General features: G+C 69.7%; 27 protein-coding genes. 14 read left to right on the forward strand and 13 right to left on the reverse strand.

Going from position 1 to position 25,252, the window contains the following annotated elements; all coding sequences use genetic code 11:
• Positions 1-7 precede the first annotated feature (7 nt).
• Positions 8-898 carry a LysR family transcriptional regulator gene (locus V8J36_RS19225; RefSeq protein ID WP_336468940.1) on the reverse strand — a complete coding sequence of 297 codons (891 nt, stop codon included), beginning with the start codon at positions 896-898 and terminating at the stop codon, positions 8-10.
• A 103-nt stretch (positions 899-1,001) separates the two neighbouring features.
• On the opposite strand from V8J36_RS19225, the gene V8J36_RS19230 reads away from it, so the two are divergent.
• Both V8J36_RS19230 and V8J36_RS19235 read left to right on the forward strand, forming a co-directional pair.
• Positions 1,002-2,183 (forward strand): MFS transporter, encoded by a 1,182-nt coding sequence (locus tag V8J36_RS19230; RefSeq protein ID WP_336468941.1) that lies wholly within the window; start codon positions 1,002-1,004, stop codon positions 2,181-2,183.
• A 15-nt stretch (positions 2,184-2,198) separates the two neighbouring features.
• A complete protein-coding gene (locus V8J36_RS19235) occupies positions 2,199-2,876 on the forward strand; it encodes an aldo/keto reductase (RefSeq protein WP_336468942.1) in 678 nt (225 codons plus the stop codon).
• Positions 2,877-3,076: 200 nt separating this feature from the next.
• Here V8J36_RS19235 and V8J36_RS19240 read toward each other — a convergent pair whose 3' ends face one another.
• From V8J36_RS19240 to V8J36_RS19250, 3 genes are all read right to left on the reverse strand, one after another.
• Complete coding sequence (locus tag V8J36_RS19240; RefSeq protein WP_336468943.1) at positions 3,077-3,379, reverse strand: GNAT family N-acetyltransferase; 303 nt, start codon at positions 3,377-3,379, stop codon at positions 3,077-3,079.
• A gap of 256 nt (positions 3,380-3,635) precedes the next feature.
• Positions 3,636-4,991, reverse strand: coding sequence for an ATP-binding protein (locus tag V8J36_RS19245; protein WP_336468944.1), 1,356 nt, complete (start codon positions 4,989-4,991; stop codon positions 3,636-3,638).
• Positions 4,992-5,044: 53 nt separating this feature from the next.
• Positions 5,045-5,770, reverse strand: a complete 726-nt coding sequence (locus V8J36_RS19250; RefSeq protein WP_336468945.1) for a response regulator — start codon at positions 5,768-5,770, stop codon at positions 5,045-5,047.
• A 170-nt stretch (positions 5,771-5,940) separates the two neighbouring features.
• On the opposite strand from V8J36_RS19250, the gene V8J36_RS19255 reads away from it, so the two are divergent.
• From V8J36_RS19255 to V8J36_RS19270, 4 genes are all read left to right on the forward strand, one after another.
• A complete protein-coding gene (locus V8J36_RS19255; RefSeq protein ID WP_336468946.1) occupies positions 5,941-6,279 on the forward strand; it encodes a hypothetical protein in 339 nt (112 codons plus the stop codon).
• 40 nt (positions 6,280-6,319) lie between these two features.
• On the forward strand, positions 6,320-6,640 hold the full coding sequence (locus tag V8J36_RS19260; protein WP_336461897.1) for a hypothetical protein: 321 nt from the start codon (positions 6,320-6,322) through the stop codon (positions 6,638-6,640).
• A 122-nt stretch (positions 6,641-6,762) separates the two neighbouring features.
• Positions 6,763-7,845: an efflux RND transporter periplasmic adaptor subunit gene (locus V8J36_RS19265; RefSeq protein ID WP_336468947.1), complete on the forward strand. Its 1,083-nt coding sequence runs from the start codon at positions 6,763-6,765 to the stop codon at positions 7,843-7,845.
• A gap of 9 nt (positions 7,846-7,854) precedes the next feature.
• Entirely contained in the window at positions 7,855-10,971 is a 3,117-nt protein-coding gene (locus V8J36_RS19270; RefSeq protein ID WP_336468948.1) for an efflux RND transporter permease subunit, read from the forward strand.
• 354 nt (positions 10,972-11,325) lie between these two features.
• Here the strand turns inward: V8J36_RS19270 and V8J36_RS19275 are convergent, their stop codons facing one another.
• The gene (locus V8J36_RS19275) at positions 11,326-12,219 is read right to left on the reverse strand and encodes a LysR family transcriptional regulator (RefSeq protein WP_336468949.1); all 894 of its coding nucleotides are present in this window, start codon (positions 12,217-12,219) and stop codon (positions 11,326-11,328) included.
• A 52-nt stretch (positions 12,220-12,271) separates the two neighbouring features.
• On the opposite strand from V8J36_RS19275, the gene V8J36_RS19280 reads away from it, so the two are divergent.
• A complete protein-coding gene (locus tag V8J36_RS19280) occupies positions 12,272-13,063 on the forward strand; it encodes an SDR family oxidoreductase (protein ID WP_336468950.1) in 792 nt (263 codons plus the stop codon).
• Here the strand turns inward: V8J36_RS19280 and V8J36_RS19285 are convergent.
• The gene (locus tag V8J36_RS19285) at positions 13,060-14,082 is read right to left on the reverse strand and encodes a GlxA family transcriptional regulator (RefSeq protein ID WP_336468951.1); all 1,023 of its coding nucleotides are present in this window, start codon (positions 14,080-14,082) and stop codon (positions 13,060-13,062) included. The two genes, V8J36_RS19280 and V8J36_RS19285, sit on opposite strands and share 4 nt — an antisense overlap.
• 184 nt (positions 14,083-14,266) lie before the next feature.
• Here V8J36_RS19285 and V8J36_RS19290 point away from each other — a divergent pair, with 184 nt between their 5' ends.
• The 4 genes from V8J36_RS19290 (at position 14,267) to V8J36_RS19305 (ending at position 16,900) form a co-directional block, all read left to right on the forward strand.
• The gene (locus tag V8J36_RS19290; RefSeq protein WP_336468952.1) at positions 14,267-15,103 is read left to right on the forward strand and encodes an alpha/beta fold hydrolase; all 837 of its coding nucleotides are present in this window, start codon (positions 14,267-14,269) and stop codon (positions 15,101-15,103) included.
• 158 nt (positions 15,104-15,261) lie between these two features.
• Positions 15,262-15,675: a Rid family hydrolase gene (locus V8J36_RS19295; RefSeq protein ID WP_336468953.1), complete on the forward strand. Its 414-nt coding sequence runs from the start codon at positions 15,262-15,264 to the stop codon at positions 15,673-15,675.
• A 144-nt stretch (positions 15,676-15,819) separates the two neighbouring features.
• A complete protein-coding gene (locus V8J36_RS19300) occupies positions 15,820-16,455 on the forward strand; it encodes a TetR/AcrR family transcriptional regulator (protein WP_336468954.1) in 636 nt (211 codons plus the stop codon).
• A complete protein-coding gene (locus V8J36_RS19305; protein ID WP_336468955.1) occupies positions 16,445-16,900 on the forward strand; it encodes a cupin domain-containing protein in 456 nt (151 codons plus the stop codon). The genes V8J36_RS19300 and V8J36_RS19305 overlap by 11 nt, the downstream gene beginning before the upstream one ends.
• 96 nt (positions 16,901-16,996) lie before the next feature.
• Here V8J36_RS19305 and V8J36_RS19310 read toward each other — a convergent pair whose 3' ends face one another.
• The 4 genes from V8J36_RS19310 to V8J36_RS19325 all read right to left on the reverse strand — a co-directional run bounded on the left by V8J36_RS19310 (position 16,997) and on the right by V8J36_RS19325 (position 19,926).
• A complete protein-coding gene (locus V8J36_RS19310; RefSeq protein ID WP_336468956.1) occupies positions 16,997-17,611 on the reverse strand; it encodes an FMN-dependent NADH-azoreductase in 615 nt (204 codons plus the stop codon).
• Positions 17,612-17,687: 76 nt separating this feature from the next.
• Positions 17,688-18,551, reverse strand: a complete 864-nt coding sequence (locus V8J36_RS19315; protein ID WP_336468957.1) for a sigma-70 family RNA polymerase sigma factor — start codon at positions 18,549-18,551, stop codon at positions 17,688-17,690.
• Entirely contained in the window at positions 18,541-19,014 is a 474-nt protein-coding gene (locus tag V8J36_RS19320; protein WP_336468958.1) for a carboxymuconolactone decarboxylase family protein, read from the reverse strand. Before V8J36_RS19320 ends, V8J36_RS19315 begins: the two co-directional genes overlap by 11 nt.
• 84 nt (positions 19,015-19,098) lie before the next feature.
• Positions 19,099-19,926: an SDR family oxidoreductase gene (locus tag V8J36_RS19325; RefSeq protein WP_336468959.1), complete on the reverse strand. Its 828-nt coding sequence runs from the start codon at positions 19,924-19,926 to the stop codon at positions 19,099-19,101.
• 94 nt (positions 19,927-20,020) lie between these two features.
• Between V8J36_RS19325 and V8J36_RS19330 the strand changes: the two genes are divergently transcribed.
• Positions 20,021-20,947: a LysR family transcriptional regulator gene (locus V8J36_RS19330; protein ID WP_336468960.1), complete on the forward strand. Its 927-nt coding sequence runs from the start codon at positions 20,021-20,023 to the stop codon at positions 20,945-20,947.
• Here the strand turns inward: V8J36_RS19330 and V8J36_RS19335 are convergent.
• Together V8J36_RS19335 and V8J36_RS19340 are read right to left on the reverse strand one after the other, a co-directional pair.
• Positions 20,899-21,828: an ornithine cyclodeaminase family protein gene (locus tag V8J36_RS19335; RefSeq protein WP_336468961.1), complete on the reverse strand. Its 930-nt coding sequence runs from the start codon at positions 21,826-21,828 to the stop codon at positions 20,899-20,901. The genes V8J36_RS19330 and V8J36_RS19335 overlap by 49 nt on opposite strands.
• Positions 21,829-21,838: 10 nt before the next feature.
• Complete coding sequence (locus tag V8J36_RS19340) at positions 21,839-22,834, reverse strand: threonine ammonia-lyase (protein WP_336468962.1); 996 nt, start codon at positions 22,832-22,834, stop codon at positions 21,839-21,841.
• A gap of 122 nt (positions 22,835-22,956) precedes the next feature.
• Here V8J36_RS19340 and V8J36_RS19345 point away from each other — a divergent pair, with 122 nt between their 5' ends.
• Positions 22,957-23,664, forward strand: a complete 708-nt coding sequence (locus V8J36_RS19345) for a GntR family transcriptional regulator (protein WP_336468963.1) — start codon at positions 22,957-22,959, stop codon at positions 23,662-23,664.
• A 105-nt stretch (positions 23,665-23,769) separates the two neighbouring features.
• On the opposite strand, the gene V8J36_RS19350 is transcribed toward V8J36_RS19345, so the two are convergent.
• A complete protein-coding gene (locus tag V8J36_RS19350; protein WP_336468964.1) occupies positions 23,770-24,669 on the reverse strand; it encodes a LysR family transcriptional regulator in 900 nt (299 codons plus the stop codon).
• 98 nt (positions 24,670-24,767) lie between these two features.
• On the opposite strand from V8J36_RS19350, the gene V8J36_RS19355 reads away from it, so the two are divergent.
• The gene (locus V8J36_RS19355; RefSeq protein WP_336468965.1) at positions 24,768-25,244 is read left to right on the forward strand and encodes a GlcG/HbpS family heme-binding protein; all 477 of its coding nucleotides are present in this window, start codon (positions 24,768-24,770) and stop codon (positions 25,242-25,244) included.
• Positions 25,245-25,252: the final 8 nt, after the last annotated feature.

The raw sequence follows: 25,252 nt of genomic DNA on the forward strand, positions 1-25,252 counted from the left end.
GGCGGCCTCAGCCGTCCCCGAGCTCGGCCACCAGGAAATCGACGAAGGTGCGGATCCGGCTGGCAAGATGCGGATGGCCCGCGAAAACCGCATGGATCTCCTCGGGCTCGGAGGGCTGCCAGTCGGCCAGCACCTCGACCAGTCGCCCCGTCGCCAGATCCGCGGCCACCACCGCGTCGCCGGTCCACATGAGCCCCGCCCCCGCAAGGCAGACCTGCCGCAGGATCGTGCCGTCGCTGGCCGAGAATGGTCCCCGCACCGGCTGCAGCACCCGCGCCCCCGTCGCCGGATCGCGGAATGGCCAGTCGCCGGGCCGAAAGTTGTAGCGCAGGCAGTCATGCGTGGTCAGCTCGCCCGGCACCCGTGGCACCCCGCGCAGCGCGAGGTAGTCGGGCGAGGCCACCACCACCCGGCGCATCCGCGCCACCCGACGCGCCTTCAGCGCGGAATCGCGCAGCGCGCCCGAGCGGATCGCCAGATCCACCCGCTCCTGCCACAGGTCGATGACCCCGTCGGTCAGCGTCAGGTCCAGTTCGATCCCCGGATGGGCCGCGAGGAACCTCGGCACCAGCGGCAGCACCGCCTGCGCCCCGAAGCCGACCGTCGCGCTGACCCGCAAAAGGCCGCTCGGCGCCGCGCCCTGCGCCAGCCGCGCCTCCATCTCGGCCAACCGGTCGAGGATGCCGCGCGCCTCAGCAACATAGGCTTCGCCCTCGGGCGTCGGCGTCAGCGCGCGGGTCGAGCGCACCAGAAGCCGCGTCTGAAGCCGGTCCTCGAGCCGAGAGACCACGCGGCTCACCGCCGAGGGCGTCATCCCCAGCGCGCGCCCCGCGGCCGAGAAGCTGCCCTCGGTGACCGCACGCACGAAAGTCTCCATCTCGCCGAAGCGGTTATCCATGCGGCACCTTTGATTTCACGGAACAGTTGATGGTCCGATTGAGGGGATTATCCGCGGTGATCCACAAGGGCAAATCGGGGGGACCCGAAACAGGAGCCCACCCATGCCCCCCGCTCTAATAGCCCTGACGATCGCGGCCTATGCGATCGGCACCACCGAATTCGTCATCGTGGGCCTGCTGCCCACCGTGGCCAGCGATCTTGGCATCACCCTGCCGCTCGCCGGGCTGATCGTCAGCGTCTATGCGCTGGGCGTCACCTTCGGCGCGCCGGTGCTGACCGCGCTGACCGGTCGGATGCCGCGCAAGGCGCTGCTGCTGGGACTGATGGCGCTGTTCATCGCCGGCAACCTGCTGGCCGCACTCGCGCCCTCCTACCCGGTGCTGCTGGCGGGCCGGGTGCTCTCGGCCTTCGCCCATGGCGTGTTCTTCTCGGTCGGCGCCACGATCGCGGCCAGCCTCGTCGCGCCCGACCGCCGGGCCTCGGCCATCGCGCTGATGTTCATGGGGCTGACGCTCGCCATCGTCAGCGGCGTGCCGCTCGGCACGCTGATCGGCCAGCAGTTCGGCTGGCGCGCGACCTTCTGGGGCGTGAGCGCGCTGGGCGCCGTGGCGCTTGTCGGCATCGCGGCGCTGCTGCCCGCGAGCCTCGAACGCCCCGCTCCGGCGCGGCTGCGCGATCAGCTGCGGGTGCTGACCAGTGGCCGGCTGCTGCTGGTCTACGCGATGACCGCGCTGGGATATGGCGGCACCTTCGTCACCTTCACCTTCCTCGTGCCGATTCTTGAAGGGATATCCGGCTTCGCCAGCGGCACCGTCAGCCTGATCCTCGTGCTCTATGGCCTTGCGATCGCGGCCGGGAACCTCGCGGGCGGGCGCATCGCCAATCGCAACCCGGCGAAGGCGCTGATTGGCCTCTTCGCGGCGCAGGCGCTGGTGCTGGCCGTGTTCAGCCTGACCGCCGCGCACCCCGTCGCGGCGCTGATCACCCTGGCCGCGATGGGCTTCCTGTCCTTCGCCAACGTGCCGGGCCTGCAGCTTTACGTGGTGCAGCTGGCGCAGGCCGAGCGCCCGGCCTCGGTCGATGTTGCCTCGGCGCTGAACATCGCGGCCTTCAACCTTGGCATTGCGGTTGGGGCCTGGGTCGGCGGGATCGTCGTCGACAGCCCGCTGGGCCTTGGCGCGACACCGCTTATCGGCGCGGTCCTCGTCGCGGCGGCCTTCCTCGCCACCCTGCGCAGTGCCACGCTCGATGGCCCGCGCGCAGCGGCCCCCCTCTCCGCCTGACCTGAAAGGATGACCATGCAGACCATCACCGCCAACGGCGCGGGCATTCCCGCGCTCGGCTTCGGCACCTTCCGCATGGACGCGCGCGAGGTCGCCGCGGTCCTGCCCGAGGCACTGCGGCGCGGCTTCCGCCATGTCGACACCGCGCAGATCTACGGCAACGAGGAGGCCGTCGGCGCCGCCATCGCCGCCTCGGGCGTGCCGCGCACCGAGATCTTCCTGACCACCAAGGTCTGGGTCGATAAATATGCGCCCGAGGAGTTCCTGCCGTCGGTTCACGACAGCCTGCGCAAGCTTGGAACCGACCATGTCGGCCTGCTGCTCCTGCACTGGCCGGGCGGCAGCGACGGCCCGCGCGAGGTGCAGATCGGCGAGCTGAACCGCGTGCGCGACGTAGGCCTCGCGCGCCACATCGGGGTCAGCAACTACAGCGCGTCGCAGATGCGCGAGGCCGCGGCGCTGAGCGCGGTGCCGCTGGTCACCAATCAGGTCGAGTATCACCCTTGGCTGTCACAGGCCCCGGTTCTGGCTGAGGCCAGTGCCCTCGGTATGAAGCTGACCGGCTACTACGCGATGGCCGACGGGCTGGCGGCGAACGACCCGCTGCTCGCACGCATCGGAGCGCGTCATGGCAAGTCCGCAGCGCAAGTGGCATTGCGCTGGCAGATCCAGCAGGGCGTGATCGTCCTGTAGAAGACCGCGCGGGTCGCGCGGCTGGCCGAAAACCTTACGATCTTCGACTTCGCCCTTGCCCCCGAAGAGATGGCGGAGATCCACGGCCTCACGGCGACCGATGGGCGGATCGTCGATCCCGGGGGCCTCGCTCCCGCCTGGGATTGACGGCGGATCGGCCGCAGGCGCCCCCCAAGGGTCGCCGCCGCCGACCCGCAATCTCACTTCTGAATGACGTCGGCCCATTCGGGATGGCGCAGCGCCTGCGACCGCACGAAGGGGCAGAGAGGGACGATCCGCTGCCCCTTCGCCCGCGCCTCGGCGACAAGCCGCTCTGCCAGCGCCGCCGCGATGCCCCGGCCCCGCATGCTGTCTGGCACATGGGTATGGTCCGCGATGATCAGCACGTCCGAGACCTTCGAGATCGTCAATTCTCCCTCGCCCTGCACGCTCGCGATCCGCGCCACGTAGCGGCCCTTCGTTTCGCCATCTTCATATGTGATCTGGATTGTCTCGTCCGACATCGGTCACCTCTCAATAGCGGCGCAAGGCGGCAATCGCTCATGCGTGGAACCACTGGGACTGAACCTGTCGCGCAGCGACACCCCAATCTTGAAGGTTTGTCCCAAGCGACACGGCGTCAGACCAGTGGTTCAAGCTGACCGCCCGGCGTTTCGCCTCGTCATCACCAATGGCAGGTTTGTCCGCCTTTCTGACAGTCGCGGCCAAGATGATGCTGCGCACAGGGTAAAATATCGGCTCTGAGCGGGGTCTGCTTTGTTATTCCGTCTGTAGGGGCGCGGCTCCCGCGATCGGGAGCGTCAGGCGGGCACAGAGGCCTCCCTCGCGACCATCGTTCAAGGAAAACCTGCCGTGGTGGCGCGAGGCCACCCGCTGGACCAGCGCAAGCCCCATGCCCAGACCTTCACTGCCGCCAATCGCGCTACGCTGGCGTGCCACGTCGCCGCGCTGGAAGGGCTCCAGCAACCGGCGACGCTCGGTGACGTCGATGCCCGGGCCACGATCCGACACCTCTATCGCCACCTCGCCCTCTGTGCTCGTTGCCGCGACGCGGGCACTCCCGCCGTATTTGATGGCGTTGTCGACGAGATTGCCGAGTGCGCGCAGGAGGAGTTGGCGGTTGCCAAAGACGGAGACGTGGCGGTCTGCCATCGGAACTATGGTGACGGCCGGGGTCTGGCCGTGCAACCGGGCGAGATCGGTGCAGAGGCTGTCGATCGTGATGCGTTCGGTCAGCTTGGCGAAGTCCGTGGCGGCATAATCGTGCGCGGCATCCGCCAGATGCGAGATCTCGCCGATATCGCGGAATGCCGCCTCTTGAAGCGTGGCATCCGCCTTGCGCAGACGCATCGACAGCCGCGCGAGCGGTGTGCGGACGTCATGCGAGAGTGCCGCGATCATGTCCGTGCGTGCGCGGTCGGCTTCGGCGATCTGGTGCTGCATCGCGTTGAAGGCGCGGATCAGGTCGCGCAGGTCCGGGGCGCCTGTCTCCGGCTGGGGCCGCGGCTGCAGCGTCGCGCCGAAGCGCCGCGCGGCCAGCGACAGGGGCTTCAGCGGCCGGGTCTCGCGCCAGACCAGCGCGATGGCGAAGACCGCGAACCCGGCGCTCAGCAGCGCCGAAAGGATGCCGGCGGGAATGCCCAGCACCGTGAACGGCGCCTGTTGGCGACGCTGCACGATCAGCCAGCTGCCGTCGGCCAGCCCCACCGCGATCCGCGCCCGTCCGGGCGACAGCGCCGCACGAAGCTTCGGCAGGGGCGCATCCGCCGCCGCAGCGGGGATGGCGAGGCGAAGCGGGCGGTCCCTCAGCACGTCGGAGGCGCCCGCGATCAGCTCGCGCGCCCAGGGCAGCGGCACCTCGCCTTCGGCCCGGCCGAGCAGCCGCGCGACGAGGCCCGCGTCGCTCTCGACCGCCGGGGGAAGCTCGGCCGCGGTCTGCAGGTCGATCAGCCCGTCCGAGAAGCCGTGCACTATCATCCTGCGCTCTTCCGGCGTCGCCCGGTCGAACAGCGTGACGATGTCGGCAAGTTGCGCCGGAAACGGCAGCAGCCGCGCATCGGGCGCCGTCTCGCGCCGGTCGGCGAGATAGACCGACAGCATCAGCAGCTGCAGCACGCAAAGACCCAGCGCCAGCGACAGGATCAGCCGTCCGGCAAGCCCGGGCCCCCTCATGCCGTGCCCCGCTCGACGCGCGGCGCGAACATGTAGCCGCCGCCGCGCACGGTCTTGATGATCTGCGGGCTCGCCGCGTCGTCGCCCAGCTTGCGCCTGAGCTTCGAGATCTGCACGTCGATCGCCCGGTCGAAGGGGCCGCCGGCGCGCCCGCGCGTCGCGTCGAGCAGGTGGTCGCGGCTCAGCACCCGGCCGACCGCGCCCACGAGGCAGGCCAGCAGGTCGAACTCGCCCGAGGAGATCGCGATCTCGACGCCGCTCGGGCGATGGGTCAGCCGCCGCCCGGCGATGTCGAGCCGGAACTCGAGGAAGTCGGCGAAGTCGCGCGGCCCGGCCGGGCTGTCGATCCCGCGCCGCAGGATCGCCCGCAGCCGTGCGACCAGCTCGCGCGGATGGAAGGGCTTCGGCAGATAGTCGTCCGCGCCGAGCTCGAGCCCGACGATGCGGTCGATCTCGGTGCCGCGCGCGGTCAGCATCAGGATCCGCATCCGTCCCTGCGGCGCGAGGCGGCGGCAGATCGACAGCCCGTCCTCGCCCGGCAGCATCAGGTCCAGAAGCAGCACGTCGGGCGTGGCCCGCGCGAGGTGGCGGTCGAGCGCCGCGCCATCGGCGAGCGGCGTCACGGCAAAGCCCTCCTCCTCAAGCATGGCCGCGGTCAGGCCGCGCAGCTCGGCATCATCCTCGACCAGGGCGATCTGCGGAGCGGTGGCGGTGTTCGGCATCGGGTGGTCCCTCCGGCTTGCCCCGCAAGATAGCGGATCGCCGCGGCGGACCAAATTCCCCTGCGATCCGGGATTACAAAACTTCACCGTCCCTGACACGGCGCACATCCGCGGCTTACGGCGGGTCCGCATCTTCGGGTCATCGCACAAGACAACGAAAGGACTTCGCGATGACCAAGGCACGCAGCAACGACAGGCTTCACGCGATCGGCGGAGGAACCGCACTTCTGATCCTCGCGATGTCGCTGCCTCCGGTCGCGGCGCAGGCGCAGTCGCGGCCCGGCACGGCGCTGGCCCAGATCGACACCGACGGCGACGGTGCCGTCTCGCGCAGCGAGGCGGAGGCGATGGCGAAGGCGCGCTTCGCACGCCTCGACCGTGACGGCGACGGCGCGATTTCGCCCGAGGAATTCGCGGCGCCGCGCCAGGCCGCCTTCGCGGCGGCGGATCGCGACCGCGACGGCAAGCTCGAGCGCGGCGAGCTCAGGGCGGCTGCCGGCGCCCTGTAAGCCGCGCCGCCCATCGGATCAACGGACGAAGGAGACAACCATGTCTCGTCAGATGACGACCCTGGCCATGTGCCTGTGCGCGGCGACCCTCGCAGGTGTCGCCACCGCGCGCGCGGATGACGACCGCAGCGCGACGATCACCACCGACAACGGGGAAACCTACACCCGCGAGGTCGAGCGCGACTGCGACGGCGGCGATGGCATCTCGTGCGACCGCGAGGTGACCCTGTCGGGCGACGACGGCGAGGTCGACCGCGAGGTCAGTCGCGACTTCGAGGATGGCGAAGGCCACCGGACCGTCACCCGCGAGGGGCCTCACGGCCGCGAGGTCACCCGCGAACGCTGGATCGACCTCGACTGACCGGCATTCGGTCCGACGGTCGGGTGCCGGTTTCCGCTTCCCCCGTCCGGTCGTCGCGACCGAAAGAGGCTCCGCCGTGGCATCGGCGGGGCCTCCGTCATCCTCCACAGAAAGGGGTCTTCATGGCGCGCCTCCATAGCCTGTGCCTGGCAGTCTTTGCCGGGCTCTGCAGCCCGGCCTTCGCCGCGGATGCGCCTGCGCAGCTGCGGACGGTCGCACCGCGGGCCGCGATGGTGCCGGGCTACCTCGAGACGACGGGCACCGTCGCCGCGAGCCGTCAGGTCGATCTGGTCGCCCGGGTGCCGGGCGTCCTGATCGAGGCCCCGGTGCGCGATGGTGCGCCCGTCCGCGCGGGCGACCGGCTGTTCCGCATCGAACCCGACCCCTATGAGGCCGATGTCGCCGCCGCTCAGGCTGCGGTCGCCGGCGCCGAGGCGCAGCTTCGCCGCAGCGAGGCCGACTACCTGCGGCAGCAGGAGCTGGCCGAACGGCAGGTGACCCCGATGTCGCAACTCGACGCGGCCGAGGCTGCGCGGGACGGCGCGCGTGCCGATCTCGACGCCGCACGCGCCCAGCGACGCACGGCCGACATCACGCTCGGCTACACGCAGATCACGGCGCCATTCGACGGCATCCTCTCCGCCCGGACGGCGGATCCCGGCGCCTATGTCGGTGCAAGCGGTGCCGAGGTTCTGGCCAGCCTCTACGCCACCGACCCTCTGCACGTCGAGTTCTCGGTGTCCGAGGCGGATCTCTCCGCGGTTCTCGACACGATCCGCGCGTCTGGCCCGGCCGGGGCCGAGATCGAGCTCGGGCAGACCGGGACGGACTTCTACCCGTTGCGGGCCCGGCTCGACTATATCGCCCCGACATTGGCCACCGATCTCGGCACCCTCGCGCTGCGGGCGACGCTGCCGAATGCAGGGGTCATGATCACGCCCGGCGTCACCCTGCGGCTGCGCCTCGCACTCGGCGCGCCGCAACGCCGGCTGATGCTGCCGCCCGCCGCGATCGGAACGGATCTCGAAGGGCGCCACGTCCTCACGATCGAGGAGGGCCACCTGCGCCGACGCCCCGTGCAGGTCGCAGGCGGCATGATCGACGGTCTCCTGCCAGTCACCGGCGACCTGCGCTCCGACGCCGTAGTGGTCGCGAATGTCGCGGCCGCGCCCCCCGTCGGCAGTGCCGCCACCGCCAAGCCCTGAGGCCCGCCGATGTTCTCCGCCTTCTTCATCCGCCGCCCGGTGCTGGCCAATGTCATCGCCATCGCGACCGTCGTGCTGGGCATCGTCGCCTACCTGCGCCTGCCGGTCGCGCAATATCCCGATGTCGTGCCCCCGGTGGTGCAGGTGCAGGTGACCTATCCCGGTGCCAGTGCGGAGGTGCTGATGGACACCGTCGCCCAGCCGATCGAGCAGGCGGTGAACGGCACGCCGGGCATGATCTACATGCAGTCGACCTCGACCAACGACGGGATCTACACGCTCAACGTCACCTTCGACATCGGCACCGACCCGGCACTGGCGCAGGTCGACGTGCAGAACCAGGTCGCGGCGGTCGAGGCGCGCCTGCCGCAGCCCGCGCAGTCGCAGGGCATCGAGGTGCGCCAGAAGTCGAGCGCCATTCTGCAGTTCATCGCCCTGACCTCGCCCGACCGGCGCTATGACAGCCTGTTCCTGTCGAACTACGCCACGATCAACCTCGCCGACGAACTGGCGCGGGTCGAGGGCGTCGGCGACGTGACGATCTTCGGGGCCGGGGAATACGCGATGCGGGTCTGGCTCGACCCGGACCGGATGCGCGCGCGCGGTCTCGCCTTCGGCGATGTCGCCGCGGCGATCTCGGCGCAGAGCCAGCCGGTCGCGGGCGGCGCGCTCGGCCAGCCGCCGATGGCGCAGGGCACCGGGGCGCAGACGCCGATCACGGTCACCGGGCGGCTCGACGAGGTGCAGGCCATGGCGGACCTCGTGGTCCGCGCCGATCCCGAGACCGGGCGGGTGACGCGGCTGTCGGACCTGGGCCGGGTGGAACTTGGCGCGCAGCGCTATGCGCAGGTGTTCCGGCTGAACGGCGAACCGGCGGCGGCGATGGCCATCAGCCAGCTGCCCGAGGCCAATGCGCTCGACGTCGCCAAGGCGGTCGAGGCGCGGATGACCGATCTGGCGCAGGCCTTCCCCGAGGGGCTGGAGTACCGCGTCCCCTTCGACACGACCATGTTCGTCGAGGCGGCGGCGCATACCGTCTGGAAGACCCTGATCGAGGCCTGCGCTATCGTGCTGGCCGTCATCCTGCTGTTCCTGCAGGACTGGCGGGCGGTGCTGGTCCCCGCGACGACCGTTCCGGTCACCCTGATCGGCGCGATGGTGGCGATGGCGGGTCTGGGCTTCACCGTCAACATGTCGACGCTCTTCGCGCTGGTGCTGGCGATCGGCATCGTCGTCGATGACGCGATCATCATCGTCGAGGGCACGGCGCGGCATCTGGAAAAGGGTCTGCCGGGCCCGAAGGCGGCCGAGGCGGCGATGAAGGATCTGTTCGGACCGGTGATCGGCATCACGCTGGTCCTGATCGCGGTGTTCCTGCCCGCGGCCTTCCTGCCCGGCCTCACCGGACGGATGTATCAGCAGTTCGCGCTGGTGATCGCGGCGACAGCGGTGATCTCGGCCATCAACGCCATCACGCTGAAACCGGTGCAGGCCGCACTCTGGATGCGGGCGCCGAAGCCGGTGGCCGCGCGCAACATCCTGTTCCGCGGCTTCGAGCGCGGCTTTTCATGGCTCGAGGCCGCCTATGCCCGCCTCCTGCGCCGTCTTCTTCGCCGGGCCACGGCGCTCGCGATCGCCGGGGTGACGGTCGCGGCCCTGTCCTTCCTGGGCCTCGCGCGGGTGCCCGGCGGCTTCCTGCCGCCCGAGGATCAGGGCTATCTTCTGGCCTCGGTCTCGCTCGCGCCCGGCGCCTCGCTCGAGCGCAGCGACGCCGCGCTGGGCGAAGTTCAGGCGCGGCTCAAGGATCACCCGGCGGTGGCCGACGTGGTGACGGTCGCGGGCGTGTCGCTCACCGACAACAACGCACCGCTCAGCTCCTCGGGCCTTGCCTACATAGTGCTGAAACCCTGGGACGAACGCGGCAAGGATCTGTCGCTGCTCCCGGTCTACCGCGACCTGAGCGCGAGGCTTTCCGACCTGCCGGACGGGCTCGTGCAGCTGATCCCGCCGCCCTCGATTCAAGGCATCGGCAACACCGGCGGATTGTCGGCCATGGTCACCCTCCAGGATGGCAGCGGCGACTTCGCGCGGCTCTCGCAGGCGACGCAGGACCTGATTTCCGCAGCGCGCGAGCGCGGGCTTGGATCCCTGCGCAGCACGACCTCCTTCGCGGCCCCGCGGCTCGACGTTTCGGTCGACCGGGCGCAGGCGGCGCGGATGGGGGTCGATGTGGACCGGGTCTTCGACACGCTCTCGGGCTATCTCGGCTCGGCCTATGTCAACCAGTTCACCTGGTTCGGGCAAAGCTATCAGGTCTATGCCCAGGCCGAGGACAGCCACCGCGCCTTGGCCGCGGACATCGGGCGCCTGACCGTGCCCAACGCCTCGGGCGGCGCGGTGCCGCTGTCCGCGGTGGTGTCGGTGACCGAGACGATGGCGCCGCCGATTGTCACCCTCTACAACGGCGACCCGGCCGCGGCCTTGAGCGCCCAGCTTGCCGGACAAAGCTCGGGCGGCGCGATGCGGACGGTCGAGGCGGCGGCTCAGGCAAGCCTCACCCCCGGCGTCAGCGCGACGGACTGGACGGCGCTGAGCTATCAGGAGGCGATGGCGGGCGGGCAGATCTACTGGGCGTTCGGACTGGCGCTGCTGATGGTCTACCTGCTGCTCGCGGCGCAATACGAAAGCTGGATCAGCCCGCTTGCCGTGATCCTGTCGGTGCCGCTGGCGCTGGCGGGCACGGTGGCGGCGCTGCTGCTGCTGGGGTTGCAGAACACCCTCTACACCCAGATCGGGATCATCCTGCTGGTGGCGCTGGCGGCAAAGAACGCGATCCTGATCGTGGAATTCGCGCGCGAGATGCGGGCCGAGGGTCACTCCGTGCTCGATGCGGCGGTCGAGGCGGCGCGGCTGCGGCTGCGCCCGATCGTGATGACCTCGCTCGCCTTCATCCTCGGGATGATGCCGCTCGTGCTGGCCAGCGGGGCCGGTGCCTCGGCCAGCCGCTCGATCGGCATCGCTGTCGTCTCGGGCATGGCGCTGTCGACCGTGCTCTCGGTCTTCACCGTCCCCGCGACCTTCGCGGTCCTGCAGAGGATCGAAGAGAGGTTGCGCAGCCGCCGTTGAACGCGATCCGATCAGGATGATCGCCCTGGGGCAGGAGATCCGGAGACACGCGAAACTGAGCAGACTGTCCGCCGGATGCGATCGACAACCGCGTCACGAGCTGCAAGGCTGTCCGACGCTCACCGCTGCTTCCGATCTGGCTCCTGCGTCCCAGGTCGCACGCCCGCCCCAATGGAAGGCCTACCCCAAGGGAAGGGGCGCATTGCCCAACATCGCCGACGTCTCCCTGTGAGCACAAATTTGGCGCTTGCTTCGTCGCGAATGTCCGCTTCGTCCGCATAGCTGCCATTTGCTTCCGGCTCGAATATGGGCTTGTCCCTGCATGCTTCGGACGGAGGGACGGGGAGCTGACTTTCAGCCCGGTTTTGATGACAGGATGGACTGGCAGAAGCTGCAGAACATCGCCACGCGTCGAGGAACAGTCCCGGAGTAGGCATGTAATGCGGAGATCGGCAGTATGGGCAGTGAACGGTCCGCAAGCAGCACCCGAAGGCGTCCGTCCCGAAGATCCTCGGCGATGAACGGTTCCAGAAGCTGAGCTACGCCAAGGCCCGCAAGCGCCGCCGAGCGGATCGCCGCGCCGGTGTCGAACTGGAGCGCCGGCACAGGCTCGAGGCGGTCACCGCCAGCGAAGTCGACGGGTTGCAGTCGGCCGCGTCGACGGTAGCCGATGAACGGCAGTGCATCCAACTGCGCGATGTCTGTGATAGGCTCGGCCGTCGCGACCAGACTCGGTGCGGCGACCAGCCGTAGCGGCGCTTGGCCAAGTTGGCGGATCCGAAGCTCGGAATCCCGCACGGGCCCGATCCTGATAGCCAGGTCGAACCCTTCCCGAATGAGGTCGACCTGTCGATCCGTGGCGCTGAGATCGAGCCGGAGCCTGGGGTTGGGCACCAGGAGCGCCGGGCCCAGGTGCGGAAGCAGGAGACGCAATAACTCGCCAGGCAGGCTGACTTTCAGCGTGCCGGCGATACCTTCATTCGCGGGTTGCTGAGTGAGGACCGCGCCCAGATCCCGCAGGAGCGGCAAGACCTGCTCGTAAAGCTGCTGCCCGTCGTCGGTGATGCTGACAAACCGGCTCGATCGCTTGAAAAGCCGTTGGTCGAGACCCTGTTCCAGCCGCGCGATCGTGCGCGACACCGCCGAGGCACTCACCCCGAGGCGCAGCGCCGCTGCACTGAAGCCGCCGGTTTCGGCGACGGCAATGAAAGTGTCGAGGGCGGCGAAAGACGCCGGAGCCTTGGTCATCTGTGATCTCAGGTCAACGGTTCTCTGCCTGATGGTGCCATTTCAATGAGCTTTGTGCACGCTCAAATCGGCCCTGCATCTTTGCAGGAGCGAGACGATGGATTTGAGAAACAAGGTTGCGGTCGTCACTGGTGGATCGAGCGGGATCGGCCTGGCCACGGCGGGCGCCTTCATCGCGGCCGGTGCCGAGGTCGTCATCACCGGGCGGCGGCAGGCGGCGCTCGACCGCGCTCTGGAGGGTCTCGGGCCGCTCGCTATGGCGGTGGCGTGCGACAGTGCCGATCCCGCTCAGGCCCGCGCCCTGGCCGATCGCGTCCGGGAGCGGTTCGGCGGTTGCGACATCTTCATGGCGAATGCCGGCGTCAACACGATCACGCCGTCGGACCGCGTGTCGCCGGCGGAGTATGATGCTCAGTTCGACGTGAACACGCGCGGCACGTTCTTCGGCCTGCAGGCGATGCGGCCGGTGCTGCGCGACGGCGCCTCGGTCATCGTGACCGGGTCGATCGCGGCGGGCAGGCGCCTCCACGGCCACGCCGTCTACGCGGCGTCGAAGGCGGCGCTGGCGGCCTTCGTCGCCGCCTGGGTGGCGGAGCTTCGCGAGCGTCGGATCCGGGTGAACCTGCTGAGCCCCGGTCCCGTCGACACTGCGATCCTTGAGAAGCTGGGGCTGGCCGAGGCCGACCGGCCGGGGTTCGAAGCGGCGATGGCGGCCGCGATCCCGGCGGGACGGCTTGGTCGCCCCGAGGAGATCGCGCAGGTGGCGCTGTTTCTTGCCTCGGACGCATCCAGTTTCGTCAATGGTATAGAACTGCGCGTCGATGGCGGGATGAGCGCCGTCTAATCCGCGGCCGCCTGCCGTGCGGGGCCAATGCCGAAGGACTGGCGGTAGCTTGCGGGGGCCATGCCGGTGAGTTTCTGGAAGCTTTTCCGGAAGGCCGCGACGTCGCCGTAGCCGACATCCCAGGCGATGCGGTCGACCGGGGCATGGGTGCTTTCCAGCGCCTCGCGCGCCCGGGCGATGCGCACCTGCTGCAGGTAGTCGTTCGGACGGTGCCCCGTCGCGGCGGTAAAGCGGCGCAGAAAGGTGCGTTCGGTCATTCCCGCCACCGCCTGCAGGTCGCCGACCGCGAGCGGCTCGGCCGAATGGGCATGCAGGTGATGCTGCGCGCGCCGGATCGGCTCGTCGCCATGGTCGAAGCGGGGGAGGAAGGGCGCGAAGGGCCGCTGGCTCGACCGTGGCGGCTCGATCAGCAGGAAACGCGCGGTGGCGAGCATGGTCGAGGGGCCGAGCAGCCGCTCGACCAGCGTGAGGCCAAGATCGGTCCAGGCGAGGATGCCGCCCGCGGTGACGATGTCGCCGTCGTCGAGCACCATGTGCTCCTCGGCCAGCCGGATGCCGGGATGGCGGCGGGCGAGCGCCTCGGCGAAGGCCCAGTGGGTGGTGGCGCGGCGGCCCTCCATCAGCCCGGTTTCGGCCAGCACGAAGGCGCCGGCGCAGACCGAGCAGAGTGTCGCCCCCTCGGCGTGGCGGTCGCGCAGCCATTGGGCGGTGTCGGGCTGCGCGGGCATGCGCTCGGGCATCACCAGGCTTGGCGGCAGGATCACGTGGGACAGGCGGTGGTCGTCGGACGGGTGGCTGTCCCAGTCGGCGCGGATGCCCGCGCCCCCGACGCGCCAGTGCGAGACGCGGATCTCGCGCGCGGGCGTGCCCGACCATTCGCCGGCGATGCGGAACAGGTCCGTCAGCCCGTAGACCGCCGAAAGCTGGCAGTCGGGATAGATCAGAAGGCCGATCTCGGCCACCGGCGCGGCGGGCGCTGTCATTGGCGGTTTTGCCTCGTTCATTGTCAGATCTGCCACGCCTCATCCTCGGGGCAAAGGCCTAGCTTTGTCCATGTCGAAACCGAGAGGACACGCGATGCACACCGATCTGACCCGGCGCGCGATGCTGATCACCGCGGCCGCTGCCGCCGCGATCGGCACGGCCCCGCGCCTTTCCACCGCCCAAAGCCTTCAAACCCTGCAAGCACAAGGAGACATCATCATGTCCACCATCACCACCAAGGACGGCGTCGAGATCTTCTACAAGGACTGGGGCCCGCGCGACGCGCAGCCCATCGTCTTCCACCACGGCTGGCCGCTCTCGGCCGACGATTGGGACGGGCAGATGCTGTTCTTCCTGTCCCACGGCTACCGGGTCATCGCCCATGACCGCCGCGGCCATGGCCGTTCGGCCCAGGTCTCGGAGGGCCATGACATGGACCATTACGCCGCGGATGTCGCGGCGCTGGCCGAGGCGCTGGACCTGCGCAATGCGATCCACATCGGCCATTCCACCGGCGGCGGCGAGGTCGCGCGCTACGTCGCGCGGCACGGCCAGCCCGCGGGCCGCGTCGCGAAGGCCGTGCTGGTCTCGGCCGTGCCGCCGCTGATGGTCAAGACCGCGGCCAATCCCGAGGGCCTGCCGATCGAGGTCTTCGACGGCTTCCGCGCCGCGCTCGCCGCGAACCGGGCGCAGTTCTACCGCGACGTGCCGGCGGGGCCATTCTACGGCTTCAACCGCGAAGGGGCCGAGGTCTTCGAGGGCGTCATCCTGAACTGGTGGCGTCAGGGCATGATGGGCTCGGCCAAGGCGCATTACGAGGGGATCAAGGCCTTCTCGGAAACCGACCAGACCGAGGATCTGAAGGCGATCACGGTGCCGACGCTGGTGCTGCATGGCGAGGACGACCAGATCGTGCCGATCGCCGATGCGGCACTGAAGTCGATCGGGCTGCTGCCGAACGGCACGCTGAAGACCTATCCCGGCCTTGGCCACGGCATGCTGACGATCAACGCCGATGTTCTGAACGCGGATCTTCTGGCCTTCGTGCAGGCCTGAGACAAAAGGGGAATGGGGCCGGCTGTCCGGCCCCATTCCTGCCGTGTGCCGACCGGGATGGCCGGCGGCGGCACTGCGTTGCGCCGGGCCGTCGCGATCCTTAGCGTGCCGCTTCACCCCCTATTCGAATGTGCGGAAGGGGCAGGGGAGAGAGACAGGTGGCAACGGAAGTGCTTGAGATCCCAGCTGGGAACGAGATGTTCGACGGCTACCGCACGGCTTTCGAACGCTATGGCTTCTCGCCGGCGGTGAAGTCGAAGGGTTTTCTGTTCATCTCCGGTCAGATCGGTGTCCGCCCTGATGGCCGCGCGGCCGAAGGCGTCGGAGACCAGACCATCTGGGCGCTGAAGCGCATCGAAGAGCTCTTGCGGATCGCCGGGTTGAAGATGACCGATCTCGTCGATGTCACCAGCTATCACGTGGATATCGAAACCACGCTGCCGGCGTTTCTCGAGGCGAAGCGCGGCTTCATCGCCGCGCCTTTCCCAGCCTGGTCGATGATCGGGATCTCGGGCCTCAGCCGACCGGAACTCAAGATCGAGATCCGCGCCGTCGCCGCGCTGCGCCACTGACCGCGCCGGCCGGTGAGGTCTGTCCCCCGCGCTGTCGCAGGGGAGGGGCCCGATGCGACAGGCTTACCGCGTCACCCGAGGTGACATGATTGACCTTGGTCAAAATTGGTGACACAATGAGTGCCGCCAAATAGGGGGCACGGCGTGACGACGACCAGATCCTACACCAGCCCGCTGCGCGACGAGAAGGTGCGCGCCACGCGCGAGGCGATCCTGCAGGCGCTCTACGACCTCATGGCCGATGCCGAGGGCGAGATCGGGATGGAGGCGATCGCGCTGCGGGCCGGGGTTCAGAAGCGGACGATCTTCCGCCACTTCTCGACCAAGGAGGAGCTTTTCGCCGCCTTCTGGCCCTGGCTGAATGCCCGGATCGGTGCCTCGGTGTCTCCGGCCACGACGCGCGATATCGTGGAGGGCCCGCGCCGGGCCTTCCCGCTGTTCGAAGAGCACGAGCCCGCCATGCGCGCCGCGCTGCATTCGCGCAGCGGGCGCGAGATGCGCAATGGCACGGTCGAGGCGCGGCGCCAGCATTTCGCGGCCGCGCTTGCGCCTGTCTGCGCCGCGCTGGCGCCGGACGAGGCCCGCCGGGTCACGGCGCTGGCGCATCTGCTCTACTCGGCCTCCGCTTGGGAGGTGATGAAGGATTACGGCGGTCTGTCCGGTGCCCAGGCCGGAGAGGCCGCCTCTTGGGCGCTTGGGGTGATCCTGTCCGCGGTCCCCACGGGCGAGGCTTCGGCGGATGTTACATCGCAGCGAAAGGATGACCGCGATGACGCTTGACGTGAATGCTTCCAACGCCGCCGACACCCTCTGGGTCGTGGGCGACAGGATCCGGTTTCTTGGCGGGCTGTCGGCATCGGATGCCGAGCTGGTCGAGGTCGATGTGCCGCCGGGCTCGGGCACGCCGCCGCACAGCCACGCCTCGGCCGAGATGTTCTACATCCTCTCGGGCACGCTGACGCTGCGCAGCTTTCCCGAAGCTGGGGGGCGGCTCGCAGAGGTGACGGCCACGGCCGGGGATGCAATCCGGATCGCCCCGGGCCTTTGGCACAACTACAGCAACGACAGCGACGGGCCGGTGAAGATGCTCGTCCTGCTCGCGCCGTCGATGGTCGCCTTCTTCCGCGAGGCAGGGACGCCCGAGCCGCAGGCGGTGCCCGATCTTGCCCGGCTGGGCGCGGCGATGGCGCGGCACGGCATCACCCTATCCGGCATGGCAGCCTGAGCCAGCTGACGAAGCCGTTCGGCTGGTGCGTGACCGCACCGCCCGAACGGCGGGCGGCGAGCGTGCACGGTCCGAGGCCGGCACGCATCGCCGCACCTAGATCGCGCGCGCTGCGCCGAAGCGCGCATCCTGCGCGATCCGGTCCCGGGCGCGGGCCAGGCGTGCGGCGGCGCGCTCGGGATCGGCGAGGCCGTCGAGATAGGTGAAGGACAGGTCCCGGATCCCCATCGTCGCGAAGACATCGGTCAGGTAGCCTGTCAGGTGGTCGGGCTGCCGCGCCTCGGGGCCGAGCAGGCTGCCCGAGGCGGCGACGACCGTCACCGGCCTGTCGGCCAGCAATCCGACCTTGCGACCATCGCGGATGCCGAAGCTGCGCCCGGCCCGCAGCACGAGGTCGATCCAGACCTTGAGCGCGGCCGGCACGGTGAAATTGTGCATGGGCGTCGCGAGGATGATGGCCTGCGCCGCCTCGATCTCGCGGATAAGTGTCTCGGAGAGGGCGAAGGCCGGGTGATCCGGCGGCGCGCGCCCGACGATCGCATCGGCATAGGCGCGGCTGATGTCGCCAAGCGCGAGCCGTGTTAGGTCGCGTTCGATCAGCCGCAAGTTGGGATCGCTGCCACGGAGGCGACGAACTGCAGCCAGTGCGGTGGCATGGCTTCGGGCATCGGCCCCCAAGGGGCTGGCCGACAGGAACAGGACGGATGTCATGGGAAACCTCGCAGGGGTTCGGGGCGGGCGCCGGGAGTGCCGGACCCGGTCATCGGGGTGGGAGCGGAAGCAGGTGTCAGTGGCGGAGCACGCCCGTCAGCTTGTCCGGGTTGCGTGTGACGTAGATCGCGACGATCCGGCCGCCTACGATCTCGAGCGCGGTGGTCTGCAGGTGGCCGTCGAACCGGGCGACGAAGCCCGGCAGGCCGTCGATCACCGTGGCCTCGAGAAACTCCATCGCATCGCCGAACTTGCGGTGCAGGCCCAGGAACAGCCGCACGAGGTTCGGTGCGCCCTCGATCACGTTCGGATAGGACTGCACCTTGCCGCCGCCGTCCGAATGCAGCGTCGCGCCCTCGGCCAGCAGCGCGCCGAGTGCGGTGGCGTCGCCGCTGCTGCAGGCGGCGAAGAAGGCGCGCGCGATCTCGTCGCCGGTCTCGCGCGGGACCTCGTAGCGCGGCTGGTCGAGCCGGACATGGGCCCGAGCGCGCGAGGCGAGCTGGCGCGTCGCCGCCGGGCTGCGCCCTACAGTTTCGGCAACGTCGTCCAGCGGCTGGCCGAAGACGTCGTGCAGCAGGAAGGCCGCGCGTTCGAGCGGCGAGAGCCGCTCGAGCGCCAGCATCAGCGACAGCGTCAGGTTGTCGGGGCGCAGGGCATCGTCCTCGGCCTCGATCAGCGGCTCGGGCAGCCAGGTTCCGGGATAGGTCTCGCGCCGCGACCGGGCGGATTTCATCCGATCGAGGCAGAGCCGCGACACCGTGCGGGTGAGCCAGGCGGGGGCCGAGGCGATTTCGGCGCCCGTCTCCATCGTGCCATGCCAGCGCAGGTAGGCGTCCTGCACCGCATCCTCGGCCTCGGCATGGCTGCCGAGCATCCGGTAGGCGAGGCGGAGCAGCCGGGGCCGCTCCGTCTCGAAGGTGGCCGCCGGATCAGGCCGCATCGGCCCGCGGTCCCGGCAGGGTGGTGGCATGGGGCACGCGCAGGCCGGCCTGCACCCGGTTCCACAGGTTGATCGCGCCGATCGCCAGCGTCAGCCAGGCCCGCTCGTTGGCATCGAAGGCGGCCTCGACCGCGTCCCAGTCGGCATCGGGCGCGCCGGTCTCTGGCAGGAGGGTCAGCGCTTCCGTCCAGGCCAGCGCCGCGCGTTCGCGCGGGGAATAGAGCGGGCTTTCGCGCCAGGCGGGCAGCATGTGCAGCCGCAGCGGCGTCTCGCCATCCTTCAGGGCCTCGGCCACGTGCATCTGGATGCAGAAGGCGCAGCCGTTGATCTGGCTGGCGCGCAGCTTGACGAGGTGGACCAGCAGCGGCTCGAGGCTGCTGGCCCGGATCGCGGATTCCACCGCGTAGAGGGGCCGGAACCCGGCATCGGCGCGTTTCATGTGGTCGGTCATGCGGGTGGTCATCAGGATCTCCTTTGCATCTGATACCGTGATGACGAGGCGGCCAAGCCGGGTGTGACATGGGGGGCGAAGTTTTTTCAGCCGGGCCTACAGCGCGCCGAGGCCGACCTCGGTCCGCATCGTCGCGATGTAGCTGTCTTCGCCGGCTTCGCGCCGGGCCGCGACCCAGGGCTTGATCCCCTCGGTGGCGACGAGGCGCAGGCGGTCGCTCTCGTTCGAGGCGGCACTCAGGATCGCGTCGGCGACCTCCTCGACGGTGCCATGGCTGCGGCTTGCGGCGATCCGGGCGAAGAGCTCCGCGGCGCGGCTCGACAGGGGGGCGTAGTCCGGCACGTCCAGCGTCAATCCGGCCTCTGCCCGGGCCCGATCCCCGAAACCAGTCGTGGTGACGCCGCCCGGTTCGACCAGTTTCACGGCGATGCCGAAGGGGGCGACCTCGTGCATCAGCGATTCCGAAAAGCCCTCGACCGCGAATTTCGATGCCGCGTAGCACGACACCATCGGCAGGCCGAAGACGCCGGCGCCGGAGGTGACGTTGACGATGACCCCGCTGCGCTGCCGGCGCATGATGGGCAGGACGGCGCGCGTCAGGTCCATCAGTCCGAAGAGGTTGACCGCAAACTGCTCGGCGATCCGTTCGCGGGGGATCGTCTCGAAGAAGCCGTGCAGGCCGAAGCCCGCATTGTTGACGAGCGCATCGATGCGACCGAAGCGGTCGGAGGTCTCGGCGACGGCCGCCTCGATCGAGGCAGGGTCCTGCACGTCGAGCGGCAGCACGGTCACGCCGTCAGGGAAGGCGGGTGCCGTCTCGGGGTGGCGCAGGGTCGCGACGACATTCCAGCCGTCGCCTGCGAAGCGGTGAACCGCGGCCGCGCCGAAGCCCGAGGAGCAGCCGGTGATGAGAACGGTCTTCATGTGTCTCTCCTGTGTGATGACCGGCAAGATGGGGAGGCGTGACAATCCCGTGCAGTCGCACAATGCTGATTGAGCTGATGCAAGGAGTGCACCAATGCCCGACCTTTCGCTGTCGGAACTGCGGCTTGTCGCGGAGATCGTTGAGGGCGGCAGCTTCCGAGCGGCTTCGATCCGGCTCGATGTCCCGCCCTCGACCATCAGCCGGAGGGTGGCGACGCTGGAGGCGCGGCTGGACCTGCGGCTTTTCAACCGCACGACGCGAAGCCTTGCGCTGACCGATGAGGGGCGGGCCTTCCTCGATCGGGCGCTGCCGGCGCTGGCCGAGCTGGAGGCGGCGCTGACCGAGGCCTCGGGCCGGCGCGCGGCGCCCGGCGGTCTCTTGCGGATCAACGGTTCGGCCGGTGGCCTCGCGATCCTGCTGCCGCTGGTGCTGGCGTTCCGCAGGCTTCATCCCTCGGTCCGTTTCGACCTGGTCGAGGACGGGCAACTGTCGGACATCGTCGGACAGGGCTTCGACGCGGGGCTGCGGCTGGCCGAGGACGTTCCGGCCGACATGATCGCGGCACCGGTCGGCGGGCCGCAACGGTTCATCGTGGTGGCCACGCCCGCGCTGGTGGCAGAGGCGGGCCGGCCATCGCATCCCTCGGATCTCGATCCGGGGCGATGCCTTGGCGCGCGATTGCCGTCGGGCAGGATCATCGCGTGGGAGTTCGCGCCGCGCGAAAAGGCGGTGTCGGTGCACCCGGCGGGTCCGGTGACCCTCGGCGACACCGCGCTTGCCCTCGAGGCGGCGCGTGGGTCTGCGGGCTTCGCCTATGTCACCGAGCGCATGGCAGCGGCGGATCATAAAAGGGGGGCGCTGGTGACTGTTCTGGACGATTGGTGTCCGTCGCTCGAGGGCCTGCGTCTCTATTGCCCGCGCCACCGCAACGGCTCGGTCACGCTGCGCGCCTTCGCCGAGTTCCTGCGCCGTCAGGCCGCGGCGGAGCGCTCTGCCGCCATCAGCGCGCGGGCGATGTAGAGGTCCTGGATCGAAAGGCCGGAACTGTCGAAGACGGTGACGGTATCCGCAGCCCACCCGCGCGCGCCCGGATCGTCGAGTGCCGCGCCGATGGCGCGCAGCGGAGCCTCCGCGGGCGCATGCTGCATCTCGCCGATGCGTCGCGACTGCTCCGGGTCGTCACAATAAAGCCGGGCCCGGGCCAGCAGTGCCGGTGGCAGCTCCTGCTTGCCGGGTCCGTCCGCCCCCATCGCCGAGACATGGGTTCCGGGCCGCACCCAGTCCGCGTCGAACAGCGGCGCGCGCGAGGGCGTGGCCGTGACGATGATCTCGGCCGCCGCGCAGGCCTCGCGGGCCGCGGCGGGCTGGCCCGCAGGCAGGCCGGCGCGGGCAAGCCGGGCGCAGAAGGCGGCGGTGGCCTCGGGCGAACGCCCGACCACAAGCACCCGCCGGATCTGCCGCACCTCGGCCAGCGCCGCGACTTCGTGGAACGCCTGGTTGCCGGTTCCGAAGACCGCGAGAGTGCCCGCGTCCGGCCGGGCCAGGTGATCCACCGCCACGGCATCTGCGGCGGCGGTGCGATAGGCATTCACCAGCCCCGCCTCGATCACGGTGTCGATACGGCCGCGCTCTTGGTCGAAGAACAGGATGACCGAATTGTGCCGGGGCAGGCCTCGCGCGCTGTTGCCTGGCCAGTAAGAGCCGATCTTGACCCCCGCGAGCGTTCCGTCCGAGGCGGATTTGATGCTGAAACGGTTCTCGGCTGCGGTGCCGTGACCGAGGACGACCGGGAAAGTCGACACGGCCTGCGAGGCTGCCGCGACCAGCGCCGCGCGTGCGGCGTCGAAGGCGAGGGCCCGGGTGACGAGATGGGCCGAGGTCTCTTCGGAAATGAAGTGCATGGGGCGCTCCTCAGGCCGACAGGATGTCGGCGAATGTCAGGGGATCGACGTTGCCGCCGGACAGCACGAGGACGACCGGCCCGCGGCTCGGGGGCAGCTTCCCGGCAAGGAGCGCGGCGAGCGTCACCGCGCCGCCCGGCTCGACCACAAGCTTCAGAACGCGGAAGGCGACGCGCATGGCGTGGCGCACCTCGTCGTCGGTGACGCTGAGCCCACTGTCGATCAGCCGGCGGTTCACCCGCCAGGTGAGCGCGCCGGGCTCGGGCGCGAGGAGAGCGTCGCAGATCGACCGCGCGCCTGCCGTCGCCGCCAGCCGTTCGCCGGCTGCGAGCGAGCGGGCCGTGTCGTCGAAGCCCTCCGGCTCGACCGTGTGCAGCTTGGCATCGGGCAGCCTGGCACGCAGCGCCGTGGCTGTGCCTGCGGTCAGCCCGCCGCCGCCGCAGCAGATCAGCACCCGTTCGGGCGTCAGGCCGAGCGCCTTTGCCTGTTCGGCGATCTCGAGCCCGACGGTGCCCTGTCCGGCCATGATGTCGACGTCGTCGTAGGAGGGGACCAGGATCGATCCGCGCGCGGCGACAAGGGCGCGGGCGATGTCCTCGCGCGATTCCGTCGCCCGGTCGTAGAAGCGGATCTCGGCCCCGGCGGCGCGCGTGTTCTCGATCTTCAGCGCCGGCGCGTCGGACGGCATCACGATCGTCGCCGGGATGCCCAACAGCCGCGCGGCCTCTGCCACGCCCTGCGCATGGTTGCCCGAGGACCAGGCGACGACGCCGCGCGAGCGTTGGGGCGCGGGCACCTGCGACAGGCGGTTGTAGGCACCGCGGAACTTGAAGGAGCCAGTGCGCTGCAGCGTCTCGGCCTTCAGCAGCACCGGGACGCCGGCGAGGTCATCGAGAGTGTGGTTGCGCAACAGCGGCGTGCGAACCGCCGCGCCGCGGATGCGCTCGGCGGCGGCTTCGATGGCAGCGAGGTCGAGGGTCTTCGTCTTCGTGGCAGCGGTGTCCATGGGGCCTCCGGAAGATGATTCCATCTTGTATATACAGATTTGATTCGGTTCTGTATATACAGATTGACCGCATCCGTCGGCGCGCCCTATGGTCGCCTTCGGTCGGGAAGAGGGGTGCGGCGATGGACAGCAAGCGGCAGCAGATCATCGGCAGCCTGTCGGAGCGCATCAATTCCGGCCGGTTGAAACCCGGCGAGCGGCTCGGCTCGGAATCCGAGCTGATGGCCGAGTTCGGCGTCAGCCGCATGACGGTCCACCACGCGATGCGCGAGCTGGAGGCGCGCGGGTTTCTCGAGCGGCGCAAGGGCAGCGGCAGTTACGTCGCGCCTGCCCGGCCCTATGTCGCGATCTATCCGCATCTCGACATCCGCGCCGAGATCGAGGCCGCGGGCGGCGTGCACCGTGCGCGGGTGCTGGTGCAGGCGCTGGAGCTGGCCGCGCCACCGCTTGCGCAGGGCTTCGGTCTGGGCGCCGACGCGCCGCTGTTCCATGCGGTGGTGCTGCACCTGTCAGGGGGGGTTCCGGTCGAGATCGAGGACCGCTGGCTCAACCCGGCGCTGCTGCCCGAGTGCATGAGCGTGGACCTGACGCGCGAGACCCTGTTCGGCCTGCTGATGGCGCGCCGGCCGTTCCGGGCGGGGGACGAGCGGATCCGGGCCTGCACGGCGAGTGACGAGGAGGCCGCGGTGCTGGGGCTGGAGCCGGGAGCCGTCTGTCTCGAAACCACGCGCAGGACCCGGAGCGACGAGGGCGTCGTGACGCAGGTCCGGCTTCTGCGGCCGGGCACCTCGCATCTCGAAGGCCGGATCGCCCCGGCGGCCCGCGACTGATCGCGCATAGGGTCGCGAGCGGGCCGGAGAGAGTCAGCCAAGGCTGTGAGCGCCGAAATTGCACTGCCGGTCGGGGGCGGAGGACGACGGGGACCAAACTCCCTATCACGCTTCGATGGTCCGGAGCCGGGGCGGCAAGGCATCGTCCAGCTGGCCGATGAGGCTGCGGACGACCGGTGAGCGTTCATCCCGGCGCCAGATCGCGACGATGCCAGAGGGGATCTGCGGGCCGTCGATCTCGTAGAATTCGACCCCTTCGACCTGAAGCGCGTCGCGCAGCAGGTCGGGCACGATGGCTGCGGCAGAGGCGACGGCGACTTGCGTCAGGACCGCGACCAGCGATCCGGGCACCGCTATGACCCGCGGCGTGAAGCCTCCGCGGCGCCCGACCTCCTCGGTCCCGAACCGCTGCTCGGGCAGGATGAAGGGTAGGTCGGTCAGATCCGCCGCCTTGAGCACGCTGTCACGCGCCGGCAGGCGATGGCGCGATGACACTGCCGCGACGAAATGATCGCGCGTGACGTCTTTCTGGCGCAGGCCCGGGGCCGTGACGACGGGGCCGCGGACAAGCGCCAGATCGACCACGTTCTCCGCAACCAGCCGGGGCAGCTCTCCCATGACATGCTCTTGTGCCATCAGCGTCGCGTCGGGGCAGGCGTGCTCGAACCTTGCCATGACCCGCTGCAGGACGCCCGCATAGACGGCGGAGCCCACGTAGCCGATACGGACTTCGCCGGCAGTTCCGCGCGCCAGATTGCGGCCGGTCGCCTCGGCCGTATCCGCAGCCCGCAGCACGGCCTCGGCCGCCTGCAGGTAGGCTTCGCCTTCGCGGGTGACGGCGACCCGTCGGCTGGTGCGTTCGAAGATCCGCAGTCCAAGGCGGTCCTCGACGTAACGGATCTGCACCGAGAGCGTCGGCACCGACACGCCAAGACTGCGCGCCGCCTGCGCGAAGCTCAGATGCTGCCGAACCGCGGAGAGATATCGGTAATGTCGGAGTTCCATGATCGTTATTCAGAGCCTAACGATCGAGGCAGGCTTGGCGAATGACCGGAGACCAGTCGAAGATTAGGTGAGGGGCACAGGTCAAAAAGGTCCCGATGATGTCTTTCAAACACGCCGCAATCGCTTTCACGCTCCTGTCGTTGCGGGGTCTTCCGGCCCTTGCCGATGCCGCGCCGCAGCCCGTCCTGACGTTGACGGCGGCGCAGGAGGTCTTGCAGGCCGCTGTCGCCAAGGCCGATGCCGAAGGGTGGCCAGGTGTCGTGGCGGTGACCGATGCCGGCGGTGCGCTTGTCGCCTTCCTGCGGATGGATGATGCCGCGGTGCCGGCGGGCGTCACGCTGGCGCCCGGCAAGGCACGGACGGCGGCGCTGTTCGCGCGCCCGACCGCGGATCTGGAGGCCGCGATCAACGGTCCGCGGCCGGCCGTGGTGACGGCGGGGGATTTCGTGATGATGAAGGGCGGTCTGCCGCTGCGCATCGACGGTCGGATCGTCGGCGCCATCGGGGTCTCGGCCGATACGCCCGATCATGACCAGGCGATCGCCGAAGCCGGGATGGCGGCGCTGACGCGATAGCCGGGCAG

Origin of the sequence: Frigidibacter sp. MR17.14, assembly GCF_037095735.1 — a bacterium.
Lineage (GTDB): Bacteria > Pseudomonadota > Alphaproteobacteria > Rhodobacterales > Rhodobacteraceae > Frigidibacter.

Excerpts from the sequence above, each read along its gene's own strand:
- V8J36_RS19320 (WP_336468958.1), bottom strand. The coding sequence starts at position 19,014 with ATGACCACCCGCATGACCGACCACATGAAACGCGCCGATGCCGGGTTC.
- V8J36_RS19235 (WP_336468942.1), top strand. The coding sequence starts at position 2,199 with ATGCAGACCATCACCGCCAACGGCGCGGGCATTCCCGCGCTCGGCTTC.
- V8J36_RS19225 (WP_336468940.1), bottom strand. The coding sequence starts at position 898 with ATGGATAACCGCTTCGGCGAGATGGAGACTTTCGTGCGTGCGGTCACC.
- V8J36_RS19330 (WP_336468960.1), top strand. The coding sequence starts at position 20,021 with ATGCCCGACCTTTCGCTGTCGGAACTGCGGCTTGTCGCGGAGATCGTT.
- V8J36_RS19350 (WP_336468964.1), bottom strand. The coding sequence starts at position 24,669 with ATGGAACTCCGACATTACCGATATCTCTCCGCGGTTCGGCAGCATCTG.
- V8J36_RS19255 (WP_336468946.1), top strand. The coding sequence starts at position 5,941 with ATGACCAAGGCACGCAGCAACGACAGGCTTCACGCGATCGGCGGAGGA.
- V8J36_RS19325 (WP_336468959.1), bottom strand. The coding sequence starts at position 19,926 with ATGAAGACCGTTCTCATCACCGGCTGCTCCTCGGGCTTCGGCGCGGCC.
- V8J36_RS19355 (WP_336468965.1), top strand. The coding sequence starts at position 24,768 with ATGTCTTTCAAACACGCCGCAATCGCTTTCACGCTCCTGTCGTTGCGG.
- V8J36_RS19230 (WP_336468941.1), top strand. The coding sequence starts at position 1,002 with ATGCCCCCCGCTCTAATAGCCCTGACGATCGCGGCCTATGCGATCGGC.
- V8J36_RS19260 (WP_336461897.1), top strand. The coding sequence starts at position 6,320 with ATGTCTCGTCAGATGACGACCCTGGCCATGTGCCTGTGCGCGGCGACC.
- V8J36_RS19340 (WP_336468962.1), bottom strand. The coding sequence starts at position 22,834 with ATGGACACCGCTGCCACGAAGACGAAGACCCTCGACCTCGCTGCCATC.
- V8J36_RS19275 (WP_336468949.1), bottom strand. The coding sequence starts at position 12,219 with ATGACCAAGGCTCCGGCGTCTTTCGCCGCCCTCGACACTTTCATTGCC.
- V8J36_RS19345 (WP_336468963.1), top strand. The coding sequence starts at position 22,957 with ATGGACAGCAAGCGGCAGCAGATCATCGGCAGCCTGTCGGAGCGCATC.
- V8J36_RS19265 (WP_336468947.1), top strand. The coding sequence starts at position 6,763 with ATGGCGCGCCTCCATAGCCTGTGCCTGGCAGTCTTTGCCGGGCTCTGC.
- V8J36_RS19310 (WP_336468956.1), bottom strand. The coding sequence starts at position 17,611 with ATGACATCCGTCCTGTTCCTGTCGGCCAGCCCCTTGGGGGCCGATGCC.
- V8J36_RS19290 (WP_336468952.1), top strand. The coding sequence starts at position 14,267 with ATGTCCACCATCACCACCAAGGACGGCGTCGAGATCTTCTACAAGGAC.
- V8J36_RS19315 (WP_336468957.1), bottom strand. The coding sequence starts at position 18,551 with ATGCGGCCTGATCCGGCGGCCACCTTCGAGACGGAGCGGCCCCGGCTG.
- V8J36_RS19335 (WP_336468961.1), bottom strand. The coding sequence starts at position 21,828 with ATGCACTTCATTTCCGAAGAGACCTCGGCCCATCTCGTCACCCGGGCC.
- V8J36_RS19240 (WP_336468943.1), bottom strand. The coding sequence starts at position 3,379 with ATGTCGGACGAGACAATCCAGATCACATATGAAGATGGCGAAACGAAG.
- V8J36_RS19270 (WP_336468948.1), top strand. The coding sequence starts at position 7,855 with ATGTTCTCCGCCTTCTTCATCCGCCGCCCGGTGCTGGCCAATGTCATC.
- V8J36_RS19305 (WP_336468955.1), top strand. The coding sequence starts at position 16,445 with ATGACGCTTGACGTGAATGCTTCCAACGCCGCCGACACCCTCTGGGTC.
- V8J36_RS19250 (WP_336468945.1), bottom strand. The coding sequence starts at position 5,770 with ATGCCGAACACCGCCACCGCTCCGCAGATCGCCCTGGTCGAGGATGAT.